This window comes from Schaalia cardiffensis F0333 (assembly GCF_005886435.1).
Taxonomy (GTDB): Bacteria; Actinomycetota; Actinomycetes; order Actinomycetales; family Actinomycetaceae; genus Pauljensenia; species Pauljensenia cardiffensis.
Genome location: NZ_CP040505.1, coordinates 728,516 through 752,516, shown reverse-complemented (window position 1 = coordinate 752,516; position 24,001 = coordinate 728,516). Strand labels below are relative to the sequence as shown.

Below are 24,001 nucleotides of genomic sequence, written 5' to 3'. Positions count from 1 at the left end.
CGCGTCCAGCGCCAGACGGCCCGTGGCGCGCCGGAAATCAGGCCTTCTGGCTCGTGAGTCCCGTCGCCTTCCCCTCCTTCACAACGCGCAAGATCTGCTCAAGAGTCGGCACCGGCAGAGCCGACTCGTGTGAGATCGCAATCGCCGCCGCAGCATTCGCCAACGAGCACGCCTCCTCAATGTCCTTGCCTTTGAGGAGTGCGGCGCACATGGTGGCGATATGGGTGTCGCCGACTCCAGCGGTGTCCGCGACACGGGTTTCAAATGCGGGCACCTGAATGCGTTCCGCGCCCTGCTCGCGTTGAAGCTCACACCCCATGATCCCGGTCCTGCGCACCAGCGCCGCTTCAGGTTTCATGAGATTGCGGATCCCCGTTCCCGGCTCATGCGTCGCGAGGATCGAGCTGAGCGCCGCGGCCTCGCGCACATTCATCGTGACGATATCCGCACGCTTGAGGAGTTGACGCCACGATTCAACGGGGACCTGCTCGACCGCGGGGGAAACCGAAACGACGAGGCGCACCGACGCCGGAAGGGCCGCTCCCCAACCGGCGAGCACCATCGCCGAATGCGGAGTCGTCAAGTCCGAGGCCGCAATGTGGATAAGATCGCCGGGCCTGAGGACCATCCGATCCAGAGCAGTCCGTGAAGGCTCGGACTCCACTCCAGCCGTCACAATGGAAGTCATCGAGCCGTTCCTCTCGATGAGTTGGATCGCCACACCAATGTCGCCCACGAGCTCCTGAGTGAGGATTTCCACCCCCGCTTCGACGAGCTGCTGGCGAACCGCGAAGGAGTTCGGGCCCGTCCCCAGGGGAGAAGCCAAAGCTGCGGGCACGCCCTGCGCGGCGGCTGCTGACAGTGTCGTGAAACCGCCGCCCGGGCGCGAACTTGCAGCATCAGCATGCACCGAGCCTCCCCTGACGGGAGTGTGCGAGACGTGCATCGGGAGCACGAGGACGACCGAGTGGGTCGAAATGAAGCGTCCAGCCATCGAATGAGGTCCTTTGCGCTATGAGTGCCCGGGCGTGTTACTGCTCGACGACGACGGGGACAATCATCGGGCGACGACGCAGCCTGCGGGCGACCCAGCGTCCGAGGACGCGCCTCATCGCCTGTTGGAGGACATAGGGGTCCTTTCCGCCGGGAGCGGCAGCGTCCTTGAGGGCATCCTCCACATCGGGCAGGACCTCGTCGAAGACTGCGTCATCTTCCGCCATGCCGATCGCTTTGATCGTCGGACCGGAAAGGACCATGCCCGAATCGTGCTCGACCACGGCGTACACAGAAATGAAGCCCTCAGAACCGAGAATCCTGCGGATCTCGAGCTCTTCTTCGGAGATCTCACCAATCGATTTACCGTCGACGAAGACGAGCTCGCAGGGGACCTGGCCTGAAATCCGCGCCTGCCCGTCTTTAAGGTCGACCGTAACCCCACCATCGGCGAGGACGACCCGACTTGCGGGGACACCGGTGGAGACCGCGAGTTGACCATTCTTCACGAGGTGGCGCAATTCGCCGTGAATCGGCATGACGTTCTTCGGCTGGACCAGGTTGTAGAAGGTGAGGAGCTCGCCCTGGCAGGCGTGGCCCGAAACATGGACCTTCGCATTGCCACGGTGGAAAACCTTCGCGCCCAACTGTGTGAGCTCGTTGATCACGCGGTTCACATCAGTCTCGTTGCCGGGAATCAGGGAGGCCGCCACAACAACCGTGTCCCCCGCTTCGAGATTGACGAACTTGTGGGAGCCAGCGCTCATCCGCGCGAGCGCCGCCCTCGGCTCGCCCTGTGAGCCGGTCGCCATGTAGAGGCGCTTTTCAGGAGGAAGGGCCGCCAATTCATTGGCGTCCACGATCAGGCCCACAGGCACCGTGAGGTAGCCCTTTTCAGCGGCGATGCGCATATTGCGTTCCATCGAACGCCCGACGAGGGCGACATGACGTCCCGCTTTCGCGGCGGCGTTCATCACCTGCTGGACGCGGTGCACATGTGAGGCGAAGGTCGCGACAACGACCTGGCCTTCTGCTTCTTCAACGATCCGGTCGAGGACTGGGCCGATCTCGGATTCAGAGGGGATGAAACCGGGGACCTCAGAATTCGTCGAATCAATCATGAACAAGTCGACGCCCTCGGAACCGATGCGGCCCAGGGCCGCAAGATCGGTCTTGCGCCCGTCGAGAGGCTGGTGGTCGATCTTGAAGTCGCCGGTGATGAGGACCGTGCCCGCGCTTGTGCGCACGCAGATCGCAAGAGCATCCGGAATTGAGTGCGTGACCTGCACGAACTCGAGCTCGAATGGGCCAAGCTGGAGGCGATCGCCGCTTTTGACGATGTGCATGTCACCGGCGGGAAGACGATGCTCGCGCAGTTTCGGTTCAATGAAGGCGAGAGTCAGGTCGCTGCCGTAGATTGGAATGTCGTCGCGCAGCTTCGCGAGGTAGGGAACCGCGCCGATGTGGTCTTCGTGACCGTGTGTGATGACCATGCCGACGACGTCGTCGAGCCGATCTGCGATCCACGAGAAGTCAGGGAGGATGAGGTCGACGCCGGGCTGGTAGACCTCGGGGAAGAGGACACCGCAGTCGACGATGAGGAGCTTGCCCTCGTGTTCGAGGACGTTCATGTTACGGCCGACCTCGCCCAGACCTCCCAGGGGGATGACGCGCAGGGCCCCATCTTCGAGGGGGGCGGGCTCGCGAAGATTTTCGTACAGAGGCTTCATGTGGGCGATTCTACTTGTTCTTACGCCTCCACCCCCGGACCAGAGATTCATTCCAAGACCCCGCACTCACCAGGCGCAGGCGCGAGCGCCTTCGAGAAGCCGGGCGGCGGGAGCGCCAAGCACTCCCGCCGCCGTGACCAGGTAAGACTTATGGTCTGACCTTGTGCCTTCCGCTTCAGCCTTCGCGGAACATAATGCCGAAGCTGCCACGCGGGTAGTGCCACTTGAGCACACCCTTAGGAGCCATGGCGAGACAGGTTCCGCACTCCAGGCACGCCGCATACTCCACGCCGATCGTGCCATCGGCTTCAACCGAGTACACGTGCGCAGGGCAGATGCGCTCGAGCAGAGGGCCGGCGCCGAGCTTGCGGGCGAGCTCCTGATCGACCTCGATGTGGGATTCTTCCTCATCAAGGTTGTAGGTGTTCCCGGCCAGTCGAGCAGGGACGCTGTCGATGACGAATTCAGCCATTGCTCAGTCCTCTTTTCAGGAAGTGTCGTTACAGGGCGCGGATGCCCGCCAGGACATCCCCCATGATCTGAGTGAGTTTCAGTCCCGACGCCTTGAGAGCGTCGATTCCGACCTTGCGCATATGACGCCTGGGCTTCAGATCGTGGTTGAAGATCCCGTAGAACACCTCGGCGGCGAGCTTCCCGTAGTCCTTGTACATGCGGGGGCGCTCCAGGAAGGCCGGGGTCTTCGCATAGGTCGCCATATCCTTGCCGACGAAACCAGAATCGAGCAGACCCCGGTAGGCGTCCATTGCCTCCTGGCTGAAGTCCATCGTCTGGAAGGCCTTGCGAATCGTTTCAGCCGCCGCGAGCGCAGAGCCCGCCGCCAGGTCCATGCCACGGATGGTGAGCCCCGTGTTGAGGGTGAAGCCCGCGGCATCCCCGATGATGATGAGCCCGGGGCGGGTCAGATCATGGGATGCCATCGCAGGACCGTCCTCAATGGTGAGGTGGCATCCGTACTCCAGGAGGGTGCCGTCCTCCAAGAGCGGGGCGATAGCCGGGTGGCGCAGCATGTGGTCGTGGACGTCTGAAGAGGACAAGCCCGACTTCTCGAGGTCGTCGAGACGCATGACCACTCCGATGGAGATGGACTCCTCGTTGGTGTAGAGGAACCCACCGCCTGCGACGCCCTGGGTGCAATCCCCGACCATCGCGTAGGCCACGCCTTCCTTACCTCGGACGTTGAAGCGATCCTCAAGGACCTTGCGAGGCAATCCGATGACGGATTTCACGCCAACGGCGAGGTGCTTCATCGGTTCTTTGGCTCGGATTCCGGCCTGCTGGGCGATGAAGGAGTTGACCCCGTCCGCGGCGACGACCACGTGGGAACGCAACTCGTCCTCGCCGGCCCGCACACCGACAATCTTCTCGCCTTCGACGATGAGGGAGTCGACCTTCACGCCGGGCATGACGGTCACTCCGGCCTCTTCGCATTGTTCGAGAAGCCAGGCGTCGAGTTTGGCGCGCAGCACGGTCACTGCGTTGACTGGTTCACTCAGACGCTGATCCCAGTAGTCGATATTGACGAAGGAACTGGCGTTGATGAGGCTCACGCAATTCCGGGTGATTCTACGTTCCACGGGCGCGACGTCAACGAAGTTGGGGAAGACCTTCTCCATGACGCGGCAGTAGAACACACCGCCGGACAGGTTCTTCGATCCCGGCTCCGCGGCGCGCTCGATGAGCAAGACCTCCCGTCCTTGTTCGGCGAGGGTGTAGGCGCATACTGCGCCCGCCACGCCCCCGCCGATGACGATGACGTCGAAGTCAACTTCCTCGGACATGTTCTTCTTCTCGTTTCAGGACAGTGCCGCAGTGAGTGCGGGCACGACATCGTAGATGTCGCCCACGATGCCGTAGTCGGAGATCCGGAAAATCGGGGCATTGGCGTCGTTGTTGACGGCGACGACGACCTTCGAATCTGCCATGCCGGAGGTGTGCTGCACCTGGCCGGAGATACCGAGAGCGACATAGACGTCTGGTGCGACGTGCATACCGGAGACGCCGACGTAGCGGTCCTTGCTCAGCCAGGCCGTGCCTTCAGCCAGCGGACGCGAGCAGGCGATCTCGGCGCCGAGGGCCTCGGCCAGAGTCCGGGCGAGGCCGAGGTCCTCTTCGGCCTTGAATCCACGTCCGCAGGAGACGATGCGACGCGCTGCAGCGAGGTTCGCAGGACCGGAGCCTGCGGGCTGAACGTCAACGACCGCGGCACCCATGGGGGCGCCTTCATGTGCCTGGGCAGCCGGGCCACCGGCTTCCGGCGCGGCTCCGCCTTCGAGGATGAGTACGGCACCCTTGAAGGCGACGGTCTCGTTGGTCAATCCGCCGTAGCGGGTAACTTCGGCGCCTTCAGCGCTGACGCTCGTCGCGCCAACGACGACGGGGAGGGCGAGGGCAGCTGCCGCAGCTCCCGCGAAGGAGCGCTCGGCGGGACGGTTCGCAGCGAGAATCACATCGCCCTTCGCATCAGCGAGGAGCCCCACGACAACGCCTGCGTAAGCTTCGGCGGGAACGTTCTCAGCAGTGGGGACATGAATGATGGTGTCGACGCCGCCGACGGCAGGGGCCGAAGGAGCGACGGCGATGACGGTGGTGGTCCCGCCGATCGCAGCGGCAGCCTCAACGAGGTTCGCGATGCGCTCGTCGGTGGTGAGGATCCAAGTGTTCGTCATTGTTCTGCAGTCCTTTCTCAGAGTGCGCCGGCATTGCGCAGGGCGGCGACGAGCTGGGCGGCGGCGTCGTCTCCGGTGAACATCTCATTGCGACGGGCCTTGGCGACCGGCTTGGCACGACCGGTGACCTCCAGAGCCGTATCAACGGTCGAAAGCTCGGCCACGGGAACCTCCTCGAGGGGCTTCTTGCCAGCAGCGAGAATGTCCTTCATGCCGGGGACCTTCACGGGGGCGGCATCGGTGGCGACGGCGGCGACAACGGGGCCATCGACGCGGACGGTGCGGGTACCACCAGCGGTGCTCTGGGTCAGGGTCCAGCCATCACCCGCAGCTTCGACGGAGATGACCTCCTGGAAGCAGGGCCAGCCGAGGAAACCGGCAATAAGGGTGGGAACAATCTTCGCGGATTCGTCGACCGAGGAGTCTCCAGTCAGGACGAGGCTCGCGCCCTCGACCTTGCCGACAAGGCCTGCCAGGGCACTCGCAACAGTGGTGGCGTTCCACGTCGAGGTGGCGTCATCGGCGACGACCAGGGCGCGGTCCATGCCCCTGGAAAGGGCGCCCTTCTTCGCCATGGACGAAGAAACGGCCTTGCCGCCAACGGAGATACCGACGACATCGGTGCCGAGGGAATCGGCGAGGGTGCATCCCACCTGGACGGCGACCGGGTCGTATTCCGAGATCGCGGCCTTGGCGCGCGACCAGTCGACAACGCCGGAAGCGTCGACGGTGGTGTCTTGTGGGTTTGCTGCGTACTTGTACGCGACGACGATGCTCATCATCTGCCCTTTCTGCACGGGGGTGCTTTTGGTGGTCTATGTGGGGCCCTTAAGCCCTGGGGGATGCGAAGAGGGTCGATTAGACTAATTGCCTGTGACCCCCTCGCGGAAGGAGTGCGCGCATTGACGCGTTTTGCGATTCTCAATCCCGCTAAAGCGGGCCGACCTCGTGACCCTCAAATGGAGGAACGCGTCTTTCGCGCTGCCCTTGATCTTTATGGGGAGGCAGGATGGGCGGGCTTCAATCTGACGAAGATCGCCGCCGAGGCCGGAGTCGGCAAGTCGAGCTTGTACTCGCGATGGAACGACCGCGACGAGCTGCTCCACCATGCCTTCACCGCCCTGGTGATTTGCCCGGGACCCCGTGGGGATTCCCCCTGGGAAATCCTCGTCAACGAAGCGGACTTCCGCCTCCGGGAATATCTGGGTCCGAATCGTTCGGCCGTTCGTCGGCTCTTCGTTGAAGCCGGGAACGCCGAAGACCCCGTCATATGCCAGATCTACAAGGATCTGTTCGTCACTCCCCTTTCGGCCATTCATGAGCGTTTGTGGGACTTCAAACTCAATGGTGAGTTGCCCCGCAACACTTCGGTGGTGCGTCTGCTCGATGCCATCGAAGGGAGCGTTCTGATGCGCACCTTCTGTCTTCCCGACGATGTCATCGCCTGTTTCTTGGAGAAGGTTCCGGCTTACGTGGCCGATCTTGTTGACGATCAACTTCACCACCACGAACCCTCACGCCAGTTGGACGAGTGACCTGCGGCGCGCAAAGCGCTCTGGGCCAGGTAGCTCAGCATCGGCTTTTCAGCCCTCAGAGTCGTCGCGGGCCCATGCCCCGGGTACACCGTCAGTGAGGAATCCATCTGGGAAAGACGGGCGCATGAGCGCATCAGCTCCGCGTAGTCGCCCAGGACGAAAACCGTCGAGCCGATCGCCCCAGAAAAGAGTGTGTCCCCACTGAACAAGACCTGTTGTTCTGTGCCGAGCAGGCAGATACTTCCGGGCGTGTGCCCCGGGGTGTGCAGAACCTGCAGGGTGTCACCACCCCATGTGATGACATCGCCTTCCGCGAGGGAGCGATCGACATGGTCAACGGTGTAATCAATGCCTTCCTCGTCGAAGCCGGAACGGTGAACATCTGCAACCCCGTCCACGTCGTCAACGCCGCAGGCCACTGGGCAACCATAGGCTTCGACAAGTTCATTGACCGCACCAATGTGGTCGCTGTGACAGTGGGTCAAGACAATACCGATGACCTTCTTGCCTTCAAGCCAGCGCATGAGCGTTCGCGGCTCCGCGCCCGGATCAATGATGAGGGTGCCTTCCTCGTTGGTGAGGGCGTAGCAGACGGCCTTCCAGGCGCCGACAGTGAGATGCTCAATTGTGAACACTATCAGCGCCCTTTGAAGTCCACAGATCCGGTTTCAGCCAAGGTGTATCCGCGCGTCTCGGGAGCCCAAATGACCGACACCCCGAAGCCCAGGGCGGAGATGAGAGCGCCGGCGAGCATTGTCTTGCCGATGCCGTGATTGTCGATAAACCCGGGCAGGACGTAGATCGACACGACAGTACCGATTCTGCTGAAGGCCATGGCGAAACCCATAGCGGTCGCCCGGATCTCCGTGGGGAAGAGTTCATTGGGGTAGAGCCATTCGAGGTTGCCGGGGCCGCCTGACAAGAGCGCGTAGGAGATGAAGCAGCCCATGATCAGGCCGATGCCCGCGCCTGGGAAGAAACCGATGATGGCCAGGGCCACGGTCATGCCGCCGAAGCAGGCGATAATAAGGGGGCGGCGGCCGATCTTTTCGCACAGGTACATGGCGGGGAAGGTACCGAGCATGAAGAAGGTGCCGATGAGGAGTTCGCCGAGAAGGACATTGCGCCCCTCCCCCAGGCCGACGGCGGCAATGATCTGCGGTCCGTAGGTGTAGAGGGCGAACATGGGGATCGCCTGGCACAGCCAGATGACGCCGACGAAGATGATGCGCTGCAAGTAGACGCCCTGCAAAACCTTCGAGACTGAGGTCTTCGCCGCTTCCTCAGCCTCAGGCAGACGGACATTGGCCCCTAGGGTCTCATGGACGATGCGCTGAGCTTCTTCGCTCCGGCCCTTGGAGACGAGCCATCGGGGAGACTCGGGGATATTCCAGCGGCCCACGAGGATGAGAATGCAGGGAACCGCGGAGGAGGCCAGCATGTAGCGCCAACCGTGGTTCGTGTTGATGAGGGCGAAACCCACGAGGGCTGCGACGTTTGCCCCCAGATACCAGGCGGCCGCAATAATACCCATCGCTGCTGCACGGTATTTGCGCGGCGAGAACTCGGCGATCATGGAGGTCGCGATCGGATAGTCGGCGCCCACTGCGACGCCGACGAAGAAACGCAGGATCACGAGGGTCAGTGGCGTGTGGACCAGGGCGCACAGGATCGACAAGATGGCGATGACCACCAAGTCGATGACGAACATCTTGCGTCGACCGATCAGATCCGTGAGCCATCCGCCGAAAGAGGCTCCGAGGAAAAGACCGACGAGGGCGGAGACGCCCAGTAGGCCGTTCCAGTGAGCATCGAGGATAAGGTCTGAGCCCATCGCTCCCAATGCCACGCCGATGATGGACAAAACATAGCCTTCGAGGAATGGACCGCCCGATGAGAAGACGATGACTCGCCTCAGCAGCGGAGTCATCTCGAGGTCCTCGAGGTCGATGACGGGTTCGTTGTTGCCCACGGTGTTCTCCCTCCATTCTCATCGCGGGACATGGTGTTATGAGGGGCGGCGCGGGAGAGTATCTTCAGCGCCTCTCCCGCGCCTGGGAATCGCGTCTTCGCCCCCCCGCACAGACGCGATCAGCGGTACTCGATGATTCCCCAGTTCAGGTGCGGCTTTGCGCCGGTCTCGTCAGCATCGGCATCGACCAGTGCGAAACGCAGCTCGCCTTCCTTGATCTTCCACAGGCGGGTCTTCAGGGTCGTGCCCGGGTGGACCGGTGAGGTGATGCGAGTCTTGAAGCGGGTGATGCGCTCGGGCTCTCCGGGGACGAAAGCGTTGATCGCGTGACGCATGACGACACCCGCGTAGGAGATCGCGTGCAGGATCGGACGCGGCTCCCCGTTCTCGGCGGCGTAATCCCAGTCGATGTGCTGAGGGTGGTAGTCGCCCGAGAGACGGTAGATGAGCGCCTGGTTCTCCGGGATCGTTTCGGTGATCTCCACGTCCGCAGGACGGTCGGGCATCTCGACGATGTCCTTGGGGGGCTTGGGGCCGCCCCAGCCGCCGTCATAAATCAGGCAGTCCCAGGATTCGTTCGTGAAGAGCAGGTTGCCGTCCGAGTCGTAGGTGTCACCGATGTGCTGGGCGAGCAGGCCACGGCCCTCGCCGCGGTCGTAGAGCCCCTCGAGGCGCACCATGGTCTCCAGATGGTCGCTCATCTTCGTGATGGGCTTGTGGAAGGTGATGTCGAAGCCCCAGTGCAGCGAGCCCGCGTAGTTGTAGCCGTAGTCGATGGTGCGGGTGACTTCGGAGTCGACGATCAGCATCGCGCCGAACATGGGGAGCACCTTGAGGTGAGGATCGCGCTCATCGTGCTCGTTGATGTATTCGAGGCCGTCCTTGCCGTCGATGCCCGCGCCGCATCCGAGAGCGAAGAGTTCCAGGTCGCGGAAGGTGTAGTCGCGGACGAAGGGTCCGAAGGTCTTGCCGACCATTTCAGTATTGATCGCCATTGTTCACTGTCCTTTCATGGGATCGGATTCAAGAGTTTGCGAGGATGTGCTTCTGTACTTTTCCGTAGCTGCCCCGCGGGAGCTCCTCGACGAACTCCACGAAACTGGGCACCTTGAAGGCTGCGAGGCGGCCCGCGCAGTGGTCGATGACTGCTTCGGCATCAAGCGCGGCATTTGCCTCGGCAACGATGAAGGCCTTGACCGCTTGGCCTCGCACGCCGTCGGGGACACCGATCACGGCAACTTCACGCACTCCGGGGAGGTCTTCGATGACCCCCTCGACTTCTGCCGAGGACACGGACTCGCCCGAGCGTTTGATGAGGTCAACGCGTCGGTCCACGAAATACACCCAGCCGTCTTCGACGTAGGCGTAGTCGCGGGTGTAGTACCAGCCGTCCTCGTCGAGGACTTCCGCCGTCGCCTCGGGATTGTCCCAATAGCCCGCCATGAGACTCACCCCGGGGACACCGTGGAGGACCAGCTCCCCCACCTCGCCTTCAGGCAGATCAGAGCCTTCATCGTCAACGATGCGGATCTTGTAACCGGGACCCACTTTGCCGATGGAGGGCCAGCGCCGTTCCCCGTGAGGAAAATCGGTGATGGCTCCGATGAGGCATTCGGTCGAACCGTAGTTGTTGAGCAGCGGCACGCCGAAACGCTCTTCGAAGGTCTCCTTGTCCCGGGTGCTCAAGGGCAGGAAGTAGTGCATCTCTCGCACCTGGTGGTCGCGCTCTTCCGGGTCGACGGGCTGACGCAGCATGGTCGCCACGATCATCGCCATCCCCTGGACGAGGGTCGCGCGGTGAAGACGGGCCTGGCGCCAGAAGCAGGACGCGCGATAGTGGGAGAGCATGATGAGCGTCGCCCCCAGCGTCAGCACTGGGGCCAGGGCCGAGAGCTGGTAGTTCACCCGGGTCGCCACCATTGAGGTCATGTAGCGATCCTCGGGATTCATATCCAGTTCCCAGTTGACGAAGTCGCCTGAGAAGACGAAGTTCGTGTGCGTGATCATCACGCCCTTGGGCGCGGAGGTCGTGCCCGAGGTGAAGAGGATCTCGCACACGTCCTGGGGCTGTACTCGAGGATTCGACGTGAAGGTGTTGGCTTCATGTCGAGTGAGCTCGTGCAATCGGGGAAGATCTGGGAAGGCACCCTCGTCCTCGTTGCCTCCCTCGATCACGACGATGATGTCCTTGACGGTGTCGGGCACGTTGGAACGCACTTCACCAAGGTTCTTCGTGCAGGTGATGAGAGTCTGAGCCTGGCACAGACCGAGGATGCGACCCAGCTCGAAGGGCGCCGAAGTGGCATCAACGGGAACCGACACCGCCCCCATCTTCGCGAGTGCCAATGCGCACTCCACGAACTCGATGCAATTATCGAGGTAGAGCGCCACCTGGCTCTTCTCACCAATCCCCCTAGCGGTAAGGGCATTGGCGCACTTGTTCACAAGCGCATCGAACTCGCGGTAGGTGAAGCGACGGATTTCATGAGAATAGGCGTCCTCGAAAACGAGGAACTCGTGTTCTCCTCTGTCCTTCACCTGCCGTTCCCACAGTTGGGCAACCGTGGTGTTCTCCGGCGCGATCTTCGAGCGGGTCACAGCCAATCAGTCCTCGTCTTTGACCTTGACGGTGCCCGATTCGACCAGGCGGTCAATGTCCTCATCGGAGTACCCCGCGCGCTTGAGGACGTCGCGAGTGTCCTCGCCCAGTGCCGGCATCGGACGCCAGAAGGCCCCTGGGTTGCGACGGAACTTCGGGAAGGTGTTGAGAACCTTGACGGGAGTGCCGTCCGCCTTCTCCGAATCGATGAAGCATTCGCGGGCCTTGACGTGATCGGCTGCCAGGATGTCCGGGAACTCGTTGACGACCTGAGCGGCGATGCGGTGAGCGACGAAGTCGCGCTGCACATCGAACTTGGACTGGGTCTTGAGGTACTCCTCCAGGGTCTCCTGGATGAGGTCGGCCTTGGGGCCATTGAGCCACAGCGCCGAGGTGCCCTCGGGGTATTCCTCCGTTCCCCATAGGTGACCGAGCCCGATGGTCTCGAGCAGGTACTTGTTCTGCGACACCCCGTACAGGCACAGCCCGATGAAGCCGTCTTTGCACTCGTAGATGCCGATGCCGCACAGGTTCTGGTGACGGGCGCCAGGACGCGGGTAGAGGATGTCCGCGTTCATGTAGTCCATCATGTAGTAGGTGCCCACCCGCAGGAGGGTCTCGTACATCGCCATGTCGATGCTCTCGCCCTCGCCGGTGACGCCCACGCGGTGCAGCGCCGCCAAGGCCGAGGAGATGATCATCAAAGAGTTGATGTAATCGCCCAGGTACGGGGAGATGTTCATCGGCTGGTCGACGCTGCCGTTCTGGGCGACGATGCCCGCGTATGCAGCGACCGTCAGGTCGTAGGCCGCCGAGTTGATCTGCTCTTCATCGCCCCACTGTCCAAAGCCGGACACGTGGACGATGACGAGCTTGGGATTGATCTCCCAGAGGAACTCGTCGGTGATGCCCTTGCGAGCGTACATGGGGCCCTTGCCGGATTCGATGAAGATATCGGCGTCCTTGACGATGGCACGCAGGGCTTCTTTGCCGTCTTCAGTGAAGGGGTTCATGGAGATCGAGCGCATATTGCGGCGCTCCATTTCCTTCACCCAAGCGGTGTCGCGCATGGAGTCGCCGGTCCACACGTTCTCGATCCACGTGACATCTGCTCCCCATTCGGCCATGATGGCCGCGGCCGTGGGGGCTGCGATCTCAACGGCGGAGTAGACGACCTTGACGCCATCGAGGACGCCGAATGATGGCTTTTCTGTAGGCAGTGCCATTGCTTTCGCTCCTTTCTCTAATGGCTCAGCGGTAGGGGTAGAGGGCGGAGCGGCCGGTGGTGAGGATCATCATTTCGTCGGTGCCGCCCGAGATGCGGTCCACGCGCAGGTCGCGGTAGAAGCGCTGGATGCGGTGGTCGCCGGTGATACCGACGCCGGCGAGGACCTGGAGGGCGCGGTCAACGACCTCGAAGGAGGCCTCGGAGCAGTAGTACTTGGCCATCGAGCAGTCACCGCGCAAGAGCTGGCCGTTGTCGTGCTTCCAAGCGATCTCGTAGAGCATGTTGCGCATGTTCGTCAGGCGCACCTTCATCTCAGCGAACTTGAGCTGGATGAGCTGGTGGCGGGCGATGGCCTGGCCGCCCTGAATGCGCTGGTTGGCGTACTTCGCGGCGTCTTCGAAGGCGCAGTAGGCGGTGCCGTAGTTGGTCAGGGCGACGAGGAAGCGCTCGAGGTCGAAGTCGGCCACGCCGCGGCGGAAGCCGTTGCCTTCCTTACCGAAAAGATCCTTCTCCTCGAGTTCGACGTTGTCGAAGTAGACATCGCAGCACGAGTCCATGCGCAGACCGAGCTTCGCGAGGGGTTCCTTCGTGATGCCCGGCAGGCTCATGTCGACGAACCACTCGGTGTAGGTGTCCATGTTCTCCGAGTCGCGGGCCATGACCACGAGGTAGGGCGCGTACAGGGAAGAGGTGATGAAGGTCTTGTGACCGTTGAGGTAGACCTTGCCGTCCTTGCGGGTATAGGTGGTGCGCATGTCATCCCACGAGGATCCGGCCGAAGGCTCGGTCATCGCGTAGTTGAGCATCTGCTTGCCGGTGCCGACGAAGGAGAGGATCTTCTCCTTTTGCTCTTCGGTGCCTTCACGCAGAACCGTGTCCCAGCAGGGCAGCTGATAGAGGACGTAGGTCGGGCCGCCTTCGCGTCCGAGGGCCTCGTAGGCGGCGGTCAGGGTCACCCAGTCGGCGCCCAGTCCGTCGTACTCCTCGGGCAGGAGGATGCGGTCGAAACCGAGTTCGCAAATCGCTTCGGCCCATTCGAGGGGGTACTCGTGCTTCTCATCGCACTCGTGGAAGTAGGTGTCCCAGTTACGCGAACGCATGAGCTCGGTAAAGGCATCCACCATGAGTTGCTGGTCTTCGGAGAGGGAAAAATCCATTGTGAGTCACTTTCTGTGTGTGAGCGTGTGTGCTCAGCGGCGGATCGGGTGTTCGGCGTAGAAGCGAGCGGCCTCCTTGAGGACATCCATGGTCTGGTCGAGCATCTTGGAGTGATGCAGGAAACCGTGGATGACGCCCTCGACTTCGTTGTAGAGGTGGGGCACGCTGCACAGACCGAGGATTTCAACCAGAGTGCGCGAATCATCGCGCAAGGGGTCGAGGCCGGCGGCAACGATGTAGCAGGGCGGGATTCCCGTACTGAAATCGGAGCCGAGAACGTTGAAGTAGGGGTCGTCGGCGTTCTCGGGTTCAGCGAAATACTGATCCAAGTAGTAGGCGTAGTCCGCTTCCGTCAGTCCATCCCATGCCCCTCCCAGCAGGCGCATGGACATGGAGTCCTTGAGCCCGTAGACGCCGTAGAAAAGGAGCATCGTGCGCGTCTGGGTGAGCACGCCCTCGTCGCGCATCATGAGCATCGTCGCCGCTGCCATATTGGCCCCTGCGGAGTCGCCTGCGAAGGAGATGTCCTCAGGGGCGATGCCCCATTCTTCAGCTTGCTCACGAATATGCGCGACGACATCGCGGCACTCGTGAATCTGCTGGGGGAAGCGGGCATCGGGTGCGAGGGTGTAGTCGATACTGACGACCGCCGCTCCTGTGAGGTGGCACAGGGTGCGGGTGATCCGATCGTGAGTGTCGACATCGCCGATGACCCATCCGCCTCCGTGGACGAACACGATGAGTGGTAAGGGCCCCTGCTCACCCGGACGGTAGTGGCGCACTCGCACCGCACCGTAACGGGTGGGAACCTCTTGGTCGACGCACACGGCCACTGAGGGGCCGCCCTCGTTCCAGAAGGCGCGCTCGGCGCGATACGCCTGCCGCATCTCCTCGAGGCTCTGACCTGTGACGTAGGCACCTTCGGCAAGTTCGTTCTGCTTGGCGACGACCTCGCCCATTTGCTCACTCCATAGGCGAGGCACATCGTATTTGTGACCCATGACCGTGCTCACGCGTCCTCTCGGGCGTCCGCGTCCTCTTCAACGTTGCGTTTGCGCGCAACGACGATGAGAGTGAAGGCGCAGACAGCAGCGATGAGTGCGGCACCAGCGAGGATGAGGAAGATCTGGTTGTAGGCAACAGTGGGATTGTCCTGGTGGGCGTCGCGGATGGAGCCGAACCAGATGTAGGAGAAAGTGTCAGGCATGAATCCGACGACGGAGAGCAGGCCGGTGGCCGTACCGAAGACGCGGACCGGGACTTTGCCTTCAGTGAGCTGACTGGAGCAGATACCGAAAACGCCGTTGGCGATGAAGGCGAGGAGGATCGCCATGGCGACCGCCACGTAGGCGAGGGAGGCCTGTGCGGGAAGGAAGGCGAAGACCGCCAGTCCGATCATCACGACCACCGAACCGAATCCGATGACCCGCGAGGGGGAGCCGAGCTTGGCGGCGATGGTGCCGAAAACGGGGCCAGAGATCAGAGAGACGCCGTAGGTACGGACCGTTCCGACGATGAGGACTGTGCCCGGCGCGATCATCATGACGTCCTTCATGTAGCCGGTGGTCTGGTTGACGCCGGTGTAGAAGAAATAGACGAAGAAGAGTGTCAGAGCTGCGAGCCAGACGACAGGGTTTGAAAGAACCTGTCCGAGCTGCTTGAAGCTGAAGCCCTCGTCACTCGAGCCGATCTCACCCTCGAACTTGGGGATGAAGAAGAAGGAGAGGACCGCGAGGGTCATGATGATGGAGCCGAGGACCAGGAGGAGGGTCCGCATGGGGACGATATCGCCCTGATCGGCGAGGAAGGAGACGATCGCAGCATTGACGAAACCGAGGATGAGGCCAGCCAGGCCGTAGAGACCATAGGAGATGCCGATATTGCGCGAGTATGCCTCTTCTTCAGAGATGAGGCGCACGAGCTTGAAGCGGATACCCCACCAGATGAGGATGGTCGTGATGCCCATGCCGACGAAGAGCCCGATGAGGACGGTGTAGGACGGGAAGAAGGCGTACCAGTAGGCGAGCAATGCGGTCGAACCGAATCCCACCCACGCGAGGGTGCGCACGCGGACACGGTCGGCGACGATCCCCGAGGGCAGGTAGCACACGAGCGCTGTCCACGAGTATGCGGCGAGGAGTGTGCCCATGGTCGTGACGACATTGTCTTGGCTCGCCGCGCCCGCAGCGATCAAAGCCTTTTGGAGGGGTTCGTCAAAGACGTACTGCAGATACGCAGGCGTATAGACGATGGAGCTTCCGATGGAAACCAGGACAAGAAGAAAGACACGATGAAAACTTGTGAGGTCTTTCGCACAACGCTCCTGGGTGAGCATACTTAGCACTGGGGCCGCCTTTCATCATTGAAGGGTAGGGGATCAACTTTTGTCGAATGCCCCGCGACCGTCTTGCTCTTCTTCGAGAATTCCGAGGAACCCTCTGCTCACGACGATTCTCGGCCACCACTCTGGTCAACGTTAACCATGAAGCAGGACCTTAAGTCACACACACGGGGCGCTGTGTTCTCAATGTTATCTGAGGGGCACCAACTCCGTTCCGACCTTGGTCCCTCAACTTTCTCCGAACATTTTGGACATCTCTCGTCCAAAATTGACTTCGAGCAGCAATGAGGCCGATCGCGCCCACAGCACACTCATTCTGGACGATTTGAGTCCATTTATCCAAAGGTGCGCAAAGCAACAAATTTACAGGTCAAACCCCCACCCGTCGACAAATTGTCTGACAACTCAATGGTATATAAATTGACCAACGATCACATTTTCGAAATGCCAAAACTATCAACACAAAAGAAGCGGTATTCGACAAATACAAAATGTCTGACAAGTTGGAAACTGTCTGACACACTGAAGGCATAACGAAAAGGAAACTCCCGTTTTAGTCAACGGGGTGATTCAATATCAGGCGATTCGGCAAAGATATTTCTTCTGCACCGTTAAAGAAGACTCAAGTGCCTGCGGCAGCCACCAGCAGATCACTTGCGAACACGAACCCGCCGAACACCCCTGAGCGCCGAAGGCAGCACCGAAATACCACTCCTGACACGCCACTGGACTTGACCAGTATCCCGCGTGACCGATCTGTCTCTGCGACCTCAAAGCCTCCAGGAACGCGCCCACGGGTGCAGCCCATGACCTGGCCTGGCAGGAGCATGAACGCGACTCCCCGACACGCGCCCACGGGTGCAGCTCTCGCATCGACTGGAGGCCCCTCCTGAGCGCAGCAGCCCACATGCGCCCGCAGCTGCAGCTTGTACGGTAGCGACGGCTAGGCGCAGGGGTGCGCCCCAGACATGCACCCTGGGTGCAGCCGACTCGACAACAGCACAGGCAGCCCCTTTTTGAGCCTCGCCCCTCCCAAAGGCGAGCACTTCCAGAGGAGTCGCGCCGGGTACGCCAGCCCTGAGCTCTGCAGGCGGCGAAGGGGAGAACAATCAGAGGAGGACTGTGAACCTCACAGGAGCCCTGCGGTCTTCAAAGCAAGCCGCAGGCCCTCGATCTCCTCAGCCCCGGCCTCCACAAGCGGCAGACGCAGCTTCGGAGTATCGATAACCCCCTGGAGGTGAAGGGCGTGCTTCGCCATGACAGCGCCCTGTCCACCTCCCATGATCGCCGCGACGAGAGGACGCAGTGAATAGGAGAGCTCGCGTGCCTCCCACACCTTGTCCCTGTCGAGAAGATCAATCATCTCCCGGTACTTCTTCGCAGCCACGTGCCCAACAACGGAGATGAAGCCAGAAGCCCCTCCCGTCATCCACGCGAAATTCAAGCCGTCATCCCCGGAGTAGTACTCCAAGCCGGTGCGGTGCATCCGTTCTACGCCCTGCTCGACATTACCGGTCGCGTCCTTCACCGCTTTGATTCTCGGGTGCTGAGCAAGAACGTCGAGGGTCTCATCGGAGAAGGCTAAGCCGGTGCGTCCAGGAATGTCGTAAAGCATGATGGGCAAGTCGCTCGCCTCAGCGATGGCGTGAACATGCGCGACAAGCCCCACCTGCGAGGGGCGGTTGTAATAGGGGGAGACGACGAGCAGCCCATCGGCGCCGTGAGCCTGGGCGCCCTCGGCGATCCGAACCGCGTGCGCGGTGTCATTCGATCCCGCACCACACAAGATGAAGGCGCGGTCCCCGACCGCTTCCTTCACCGCAGCAGTCAATTCATTCTTCTCAGGCTGATGAGTCGTCGGGGATTCACCGGTCGTACCGGACAGAAGGATCGTGTCGCAGCCATCATCGACGAGCTTGGCCGCCAAACGCACCGCAGAATCAACATCGAGAGCCCCGTCCTCGGTGAAGGGCGTGACCATGGCGGTTGCGAGGCTGCCGAAGAGTCGGCTTGGAATGTGGCTCATGACATACAGAATACGGATGGCGCTGCGCCCGCGTGTGGATTGTTCGGTTTTCGGACCCGCTTCCCAGGTGCAGGACTACTCGCCCACTGCCGCCCACCACAGGTGTTCCATGAGAAGACTCCCATCGGGCTTTTCCAAAGTGCGGCGAATCCCGGCTGGCGCAAAACCGGCACTATGAAGGAACTTCGTCCTCGCCTCGTCTTCAGGACGCGCCCAAGCGCGCAGGTTCTCAGCCTTCGACAGCTCCGCGATCGCGGCGAGCAGACGCGAAGCGTGCCCTGAGCGAGTGAAATCGCGCTCAATGAGCAGTTCGGCAATGAGCGCTCCAGCGGGGATCTCCTCTCCCCCGTCAAGACTCAAAGGATCCGCGGGGGCGACGAGGGCGAAGCCCACGAGCGTGCTCGCGTGGAGGGCAACGAGGACCTGGTATCCCTCGGGCGCAGGAGCTGAAAGGCTCTGCTCCCATTGATCTGCCAAGGCGGAGGCATCAACAGGTGATGCGACTCCGAGTACTTCCTCCAAGGCCTGCGCCTGAATCCGTCCGATCGCCTCCGCATCCTTAGCGCAAGCCGGGCGGACCGAGAAGCGAGGGGCTGTGTCTGCGTCGTCCCTCTCGGATATGAAAGGTGCGTCGGAGAGGCTGGTGCTGCTGTGATCCGAGCAAGCGTTGCGGCTGGTGCCGGGGAGGCTGTTGCGGCTGGAGCCGGAGAGACTGTTGCCGCTCGGGTCGGAGAGGCTTTCGCCGCTGAACTCAGGCAAGTTCTCTTTCCTGAACTCGATTGTCATGAAACCCTCAGATGTCGAGGATCTTGTCGAGGCCGATCGTCAGACCGACGCGGCCCCGAATCGAGCGGATCGCGAGAATCACGCCCGGCATGAAAGAGACCCGATCAAAAGAATCCGTGCGGATAACGAGCTGCTCACCCGGGTTGCCCAGGAGAATCTCCTCCGAGGCGGTCAAACCGCGCAAACGCACCGCATGAACCGGGACGCCGTCAATGAGGCCGCCGCGAGTTCCTTCAGGATCCGATTGCGTCGCATCAGGCATGGAATCGAGGCCCGTGCCCTTGCGTGCGGCTCCAATCCCCCGAGCTGTTGCGATCGCCGTCCCAGAAGGCGCATCCACCTTATTCGGGTGATGCATCTCGATCACCTCAGCGGACTCGAAATACGGGGCGGCGAGAGCTGCGAACTTCATCGCAAGGACCGCACCCATAGCGAAATTCGGCGCAATGAGAACAGCTCTGCCCAATTCCTCGGCATGCACGCGAACTCGCTCATAAGACTCCTCGGTCCAGCCGGTCGTTCCAACAACGACGTCAACGCCCGCATCGAGCAGGGCATGAACATTCGACTCCGTCACGCTCGGAATGGAGAAGTCAACAGCGACCTCCGCAGCGTTAAGGGACTCGGGGGAGATCTCATCCTCGGCGTCGAGGGCTGCGACGAGCTCCATACCTTCCGCCGCTCGAACGGCTTCGACGACGGTTGAGCCCATACGGCCCTTAGCTCCGGTGACGGCAACGCGAATAGTCATGAGACCAGGGTATCGCTCGAGTCCTCGTCGGCGCTGAAAAGGCCGAACGCCGAGAGGGGTATCTCTTCGGATTTCTCTCACACGAGGCGCGGGCGCGCGGCCGGGAGACGAGCTGGGCGGCGAGGGCGTGCACGTCATCGGTGGTGACGGCGTTTGCGGCGTTCGCAGTTAAGAGCACATACGGGAAGGCAGACTCATACGTGCACGGATGCTAAAACGTATTCAGTCGACAGCACGAATGAACTCCTGCCGAATGGCATTCAGCTCATCGGTAGTCAACCGTCGACTCCCCTGGAGCTTCGATACCGAGGCAATCAAACGACCGTCGAATTCTCTAGGAATTTTCCCCTCGATCTCGATCTGCGCTCGGATCTGCTCCTTATCTCTTTCGTCCATTCCGTTGACGAGTTGGTGGACCACTCTGCTAGTCGAATCATTAATCGTCTCTCCCTCAATGGGATCCAATTCGACTCGTCGTGTTGATCGCCTCCCGATGCCGACCTGCGTCGATTGGCAATCAACCACGCTTTCGACCGTCGGCGCTGTTATCGCCCCTGTTACTAAGCCCGGAACTTCGAGAACCTCGGTGAACCACTCACTCGGCAGTATTCCTACAGTATCCGCTTCCTGGCGCAGCAATCGGCTCATATTCTTTGACACGTCCCCGGCGCCGAGCAAATGGACGCGAATACCATAGTTCTGTGCTAACTGCACTCCCAGGCGAATATCTTCATCCCCGGAGAGCACGACCGCATCGACGACTGCTCGATGGCGCGCCAAATCGATAAGATCCGTGACAATCAGGGAGTCAACTCCCTTTTGTTGTCCGGCGCCGTTGAGAACGCCGAGCCGAAGCTTGACAGAAGGTAACAGCGCCAATTCAGCCTGATCCGCAGACAATTGATTTCCAGGCATGGCATCATACCAGTAGGTACGCAGGAGCAGCGCATCCGATGCCAATCGTTGGGATACCGGCAAGGAAGTGTGGCATCGACCCGGACTTTTCGTTGATCTGACCGCGTAAAGTCGCGTTCCCCATAGGGGTGGGGCCTATATGAGCGGGTGAGTGTTGACAAGCGCCCCAAGTGCCCGATCTGCCGAGCGCCGATGAACGCGAACGGGAAAACGTCTTCTCGTACGCCCCGGTGGCGTTGCCGGAACTGCTCATTCTCGACAGTTCTCAAGCGCCCTGACGTAACTCGCCGCCACGACCTGGAAGCATTCATCAACTACGCGACCGGCAAGACCAGCCAAGCCGAACGCGACGGCACACTCACCGGCCGATCCTTCCGCCAGCGCACCTCGTGGTGTTGGCAAGTCCCACCACCCCTCCCAGTCATGGACGGCGTCATTCATGACCAGGTGTTCATTGACGGGATCTTCCTTTCCCACTCCTGGGTCATCCTCATCGCCACCGACGGGCGCACACCGTTGAACTGGGTTACCGCCGGACGAGAAAACGCTACGGCCTACACCCAGCTCCTCAGCCCACTTCCCCCACCGGGCATCATCACTACCGACGGGGCAGGCGGCGCCCTGGCAGCGATCCGCACCCTGTGGGGACCAGACCAACCGGTCCAACGCTGCCTCGTGCATGTCCACCGCAACAACACCGTGGACCTGACCCACAACCCCCACACGCCCGCCGGGAAAGCCCTCAAAGGCCTGTCCCATTCCCTCTTGCGCGTCACCACCATGGATGAAGCCGCACACTGGGCGAGCCTGCTCGCCGCCTTCCACACCGAATACGCCCACTACCTCAAAGAACGCACCTACGCGTCCCAAGACCCCGAAAAGGCAGCAGCCACAGGCAAGAAATGGTGGTACACCCACGAACGCGACAGGCGCGTGTACTACCGGCTCGAACGCCTCCTCAAGAACAAACAGCTCTTCACATTCCTCACCGACCCTGGCCGACCAAACCTCGCATCCACCACCAACCCCATCGAATCCCTCAACGCTCAAATCCGCGCCCTACTGCGCGCCCATGCAGGCTGGAACACGACTCGCCAAATCACCGCAATTCACTGGTTCCTCGCCCACCACCAACACCCCATCAACGCCGCCACAGTGCTCGCCGAATGGGACAAACACGCCAGGCAACCCCACACGATCATCCCCACAACACACAAACAACAACCCCGGCCAGACGGGCCCACACACTACGACAACGCCTACAGCCCCGACACCGGCTTCCACACCCGAAAAGGCTGGGCCGGACGCACATAACCCCCACGACACGCCCGAGCGATGCCACACTTTCCTGCCGGTAACCCGCATTCGATTCGCCGCCGACCCCGTCGAAGGCGACCGCAATATCGAAGGCGCTGCGTTTCTTCGTCCCCTTGAAGAGGAGGTGCTCCAGGAAATGTGTGGAGCCCTGGTGCTGCGCCGACTCATCGCGAGAACCGACCGGCACCCACAGGCCGAGTGCGACTGAGCGCGTTGTAGGGATCTGCTGGGTGATGATTCGAGTTCCCGAGGAGGTGACGCTTCGCGAGATATCGCCCTCGGAGTCGTCAAGCAGGTGCGCCCGGGTTACATCAAGGGGCAATTCGATCGGCGGAGTCATGGCGATGATTCTAACCGTCCGACGGTGATGCTCCCTCCAGGGGCGACACGAGCACAGAACAGCGCATAGTCGGGGCTAGCGCGACGACGCTCTCCCCGACTGTGCGGCAGTGGAAGATGGCTACTAACCGTTCTGGGGGGCTGCGGCTCGCTCGTCCATGATCCGACGCCGATTGCGGTCGTAGTCCCCCAGACCCCGCCCCACCGCGAACAGTAGGAATGCCACCATCCAGGTGTTCTGAGGAATCTGGTCCTTCATGATCATCGCGTATCCGAAGCTCATCACTAGGACCGCGATCGACAGCCAGTCGCAGACGAGACCGACTTTCCCCCACGCGCTCATGTTCTTCCATTGAGCCATTGCGCTTGTCTCCTTCTCTCACCCGTAGTAACAGTACGAGTGATTGGGGCATTCTTTCTGGAACCCGTGACTCCACCCATGGTATCCAGCGATTCCCACGGGACCGAGTCCATAAGCAGCTCCCATCAGGCTCCATCCCCAGTCGCCGCTCCACATGCTCCATGTCACTTGGCCTGTGGCAGCACGGGCAACACCATCGTTGTAAGCCACAGTGTAACCGCCCATCAGAACGGCAACAACAACCGCAACAGGAATCGCTCTCGTCTGTTCGGATTCTCTTTCAAATCTCGTACTCTCGACCGTGGCAGACACGTCGTCACGGTCTTGCATCGTGACAGCATCAGTGGAGCCATATGCGACTCCAGCGCCGCTGGGTACGAGCGCACACGAAGTCAGCGCACCGATCGCAGTCCTCTTCAACGTCGTCATTGTTGTCTCCTTTGAGACAAAGCTGCTTGAGTGATTGTTGGCCGACGCCGTCATTCTATGATTTGCGACGTGTCCTCCTCTATCGAGGAATGTTGACGATTGTTGGGATGATGCCTGTCTTGGCGTTCATCGCCGGGTAGCATCCGACTAAAGACGCACGGCATACCCCGCTTCCACGACACGTGGTGGTGCGGCACGGACGGGTGACACACGTTGAGTACGAGGTTGCCGGGAGGCGAAGTGAAGTATCCTGGGTTTTGTTCCGCTTCTATGCTCCAACGGATGTTGGGGCGTGGTTGTGTATTGTATGCGTCTTGTGTTTCTTGTGGGGTGCGGTGGTTGAGGGCTTGGTGGAGTCATTTGGTGTTGTACCAGTGGACTCATTCGGCGGCCTCGAGCTCGACGTGGTCAAGGCTGGCCTAATGAACCTGTTTCCAGATGTTTTGATAACCTTCAGGGTAGAATGTCACCATGACACCACCAGTCGCACGGTCGATTCTAAACTTCGCAGCACCTGAAGAGAAAGCCTGCTGCGTTACTTTATCAAGTTTGAGAAAAAGCCTTACTCGCGGTGCCGCGTCGTGAAGAAGGGTCATCAGGGCTGGCAAGACTTGTTCGGGCAACTCGGTTAAGTCAAAGGATTCGTCGAACACCTCTCTCTGATGTTCACTGAAGGGGAAAAGGCCGTCGAAGAGTTCAGTAATCGAGGTCGATTCCAATCGACAAGAGTAGTTTTATGTGAAGAAGTATTCACGAGAGCTCTTCGCTCCCCTTCCTCAAATCAACAGTAGGGATATGTTTGAACGCTGGAGGAGAGTAACGTCAGACATTCTG

The 24,001-nt window shown here is 61.1% G+C and carries 24 protein-coding genes; 2 read left to right on the top strand and 22 right to left on the bottom strand.

The genetic code is table 11. From position 1 onward, the window contains the following. Positions 1–37: 37 nt before the first annotated feature. The 6 genes from FFA61_RS03055 to FFA61_RS03030 form a co-directional block, all read right to left on the bottom strand. Positions 38–994, bottom strand: coding sequence for a PfkB family carbohydrate kinase (locus tag FFA61_RS03055; protein WP_005961732.1), 957 nt, complete (start codon positions 992–994; stop codon positions 38–40). A 37-nt stretch (positions 995–1,031) separates the two neighbouring features. Continuing rightward, a complete protein-coding gene (locus FFA61_RS03050) occupies positions 1,032–2,723 on the bottom strand; it encodes a ribonuclease J (RefSeq protein ID WP_005961733.1) in 1,692 nt (563 codons plus the stop codon). Between the two features lie 175 nt (positions 2,724–2,898). Further along, on the bottom strand, positions 2,899–3,195 hold the full coding sequence (locus FFA61_RS03045; RefSeq protein ID WP_005961734.1) for a ferredoxin family protein: 297 nt from the start codon (positions 3,193–3,195) through the stop codon (positions 2,899–2,901). Positions 3,196–3,223: 28 nt separating this feature from the next. Next, a complete protein-coding gene (locus tag FFA61_RS03040) occupies positions 3,224–4,522 on the bottom strand; it encodes an FAD-dependent oxidoreductase (protein WP_005961735.1) in 1,299 nt (432 codons plus the stop codon). Between the two features lie 15 nt (positions 4,523–4,537). Further along, a complete protein-coding gene (locus FFA61_RS03035) occupies positions 4,538–5,410 on the bottom strand; it encodes an electron transfer flavoprotein subunit alpha/FixB family protein (RefSeq protein WP_005961737.1) in 873 nt (290 codons plus the stop codon). 17 nt (positions 5,411–5,427) lie between these two features. Continuing rightward, complete coding sequence (locus tag FFA61_RS03030) at positions 5,428–6,189, bottom strand: electron transfer flavoprotein subunit beta/FixA family protein (protein WP_040313661.1); 762 nt, start codon at positions 6,187–6,189, stop codon at positions 5,428–5,430. A 123-nt stretch (positions 6,190–6,312) separates the two neighbouring features. On the opposite strand from FFA61_RS03030, the gene FFA61_RS03025 reads away from it, so the two are divergent. Further along, positions 6,313–6,945: a TetR/AcrR family transcriptional regulator gene (locus FFA61_RS03025; protein ID WP_040313482.1), complete on the top strand. Its 633-nt coding sequence runs from the start codon at positions 6,313–6,315 to the stop codon at positions 6,943–6,945. Here the strand turns inward: FFA61_RS03025 and FFA61_RS03020 are convergent. The 12 genes from FFA61_RS03020 to FFA61_RS02965 all read right to left on the bottom strand — a co-directional run bounded on the left by FFA61_RS03020 (position 6,909) and on the right by FFA61_RS02965 (position 20,766). Beyond that, positions 6,909–7,580 carry an MBL fold metallo-hydrolase gene (locus tag FFA61_RS03020; protein ID WP_005961743.1) on the bottom strand — a complete coding sequence of 224 codons (672 nt, stop codon included), beginning with the start codon at positions 7,578–7,580 and terminating at the stop codon, positions 6,909–6,911. The genes FFA61_RS03025 and FFA61_RS03020 overlap by 37 nt on opposite strands. A 2-nt stretch (positions 7,581–7,582) precedes the next feature. Then, positions 7,583–8,875, bottom strand: a complete 1,293-nt coding sequence (locus tag FFA61_RS03015) for an MFS transporter (protein ID WP_083879470.1) — start codon at positions 8,873–8,875, stop codon at positions 7,583–7,585. 161 nt (positions 8,876–9,036) lie between these two features. Next, a complete protein-coding gene (locus FFA61_RS03010) occupies positions 9,037–9,912 on the bottom strand; it encodes a MaoC/PaaZ C-terminal domain-containing protein (protein ID WP_005961747.1) in 876 nt (291 codons plus the stop codon). A 28-nt stretch (positions 9,913–9,940) separates the two neighbouring features. Continuing rightward, positions 9,941–11,515: an AMP-binding protein gene (locus tag FFA61_RS03005; RefSeq protein WP_040313483.1), complete on the bottom strand. Its 1,575-nt coding sequence runs from the start codon at positions 11,513–11,515 to the stop codon at positions 9,941–9,943. Between the two features lie 6 nt (positions 11,516–11,521). Beyond that, entirely contained in the window at positions 11,522–12,742 is a 1,221-nt protein-coding gene (caiB, locus tag FFA61_RS03000) for an L-carnitine CoA-transferase (RefSeq protein WP_005961751.1), read from the bottom strand. Positions 12,743–12,767: 25 nt separating this feature from the next. Next, on the bottom strand, positions 12,768–13,901 hold the full coding sequence (gene caiA, locus FFA61_RS02995) for a crotonobetainyl-CoA dehydrogenase (protein ID WP_005961753.1): 1,134 nt from the start codon (positions 13,899–13,901) through the stop codon (positions 12,768–12,770). 33 nt (positions 13,902–13,934) lie between these two features. Then, positions 13,935–14,861, bottom strand: coding sequence for an alpha/beta hydrolase fold domain-containing protein (locus FFA61_RS02990; protein ID WP_242600856.1), 927 nt, complete (start codon positions 14,859–14,861; stop codon positions 13,935–13,937). Between the two features lie 50 nt (positions 14,862–14,911). After that, positions 14,912–16,237: an MFS transporter gene (locus tag FFA61_RS02985; protein ID WP_040313484.1), complete on the bottom strand. Its 1,326-nt coding sequence runs from the start codon at positions 16,235–16,237 to the stop codon at positions 14,912–14,914. Positions 16,238–17,372: 1,135 nt separating this feature from the next. Continuing rightward, positions 17,373–18,269 carry a 4-hydroxy-tetrahydrodipicolinate synthase gene (dapA, locus tag FFA61_RS02980; protein WP_005961759.1) on the bottom strand — a complete coding sequence of 299 codons (897 nt, stop codon included), beginning with the start codon at positions 18,267–18,269 and terminating at the stop codon, positions 17,373–17,375. Between the two features lie 75 nt (positions 18,270–18,344). Next, a complete protein-coding gene (locus FFA61_RS02975; RefSeq protein ID WP_131247137.1) occupies positions 18,345–19,028 on the bottom strand; it encodes a GNAT family N-acetyltransferase in 684 nt (227 codons plus the stop codon). 34 nt (positions 19,029–19,062) lie between these two features. Continuing rightward, positions 19,063–19,806, bottom strand: coding sequence for a 4-hydroxy-tetrahydrodipicolinate reductase (gene dapB, locus FFA61_RS02970; protein ID WP_005961763.1), 744 nt, complete (start codon positions 19,804–19,806; stop codon positions 19,063–19,065). A gap of 222 nt (positions 19,807–20,028) precedes the next feature. Then, entirely contained in the window at positions 20,029–20,766 is a 738-nt protein-coding gene (locus FFA61_RS02965; RefSeq protein ID WP_083879471.1) for an NYN domain-containing protein, read from the bottom strand. Between the two features lie 102 nt (positions 20,767–20,868). Here FFA61_RS02965 and FFA61_RS02960 point away from each other — a divergent pair, with 102 nt between their 5' ends. Continuing rightward, complete coding sequence (locus FFA61_RS02960; protein WP_131247423.1) at positions 20,869–22,035, top strand: IS1249 family transposase; 1,167 nt, start codon at positions 20,869–20,871, stop codon at positions 22,033–22,035. Here FFA61_RS02960 and FFA61_RS09595 read toward each other — a convergent pair. From FFA61_RS09595 to FFA61_RS02940, 4 genes are all read right to left on the bottom strand, one after another. Next, positions 21,920–22,378, bottom strand: a complete 459-nt coding sequence (locus FFA61_RS09595) for a M16 family metallopeptidase (protein ID WP_138588757.1) — start codon at positions 22,376–22,378, stop codon at positions 21,920–21,922. The genes FFA61_RS02960 and FFA61_RS09595 overlap by 116 nt on opposite strands. 123 nt (positions 22,379–22,501) lie before the next feature. Further along, on the bottom strand, positions 22,502–22,738 hold the full coding sequence (locus tag FFA61_RS02950; protein WP_005961769.1) for a hypothetical protein: 237 nt from the start codon (positions 22,736–22,738) through the stop codon (positions 22,502–22,504). Between the two features lie 18 nt (positions 22,739–22,756). Then, entirely contained in the window at positions 22,757–23,167 is a 411-nt protein-coding gene (locus FFA61_RS02945) for a hypothetical protein (RefSeq protein WP_040313485.1), read from the bottom strand. A 419-nt stretch (positions 23,168–23,586) separates the two neighbouring features. Beyond that, complete coding sequence (locus FFA61_RS02940) at positions 23,587–23,886, bottom strand: hypothetical protein (protein ID WP_005961773.1); 300 nt, start codon at positions 23,884–23,886, stop codon at positions 23,587–23,589. Positions 23,887–24,001 lie beyond the last annotated feature (115 nt).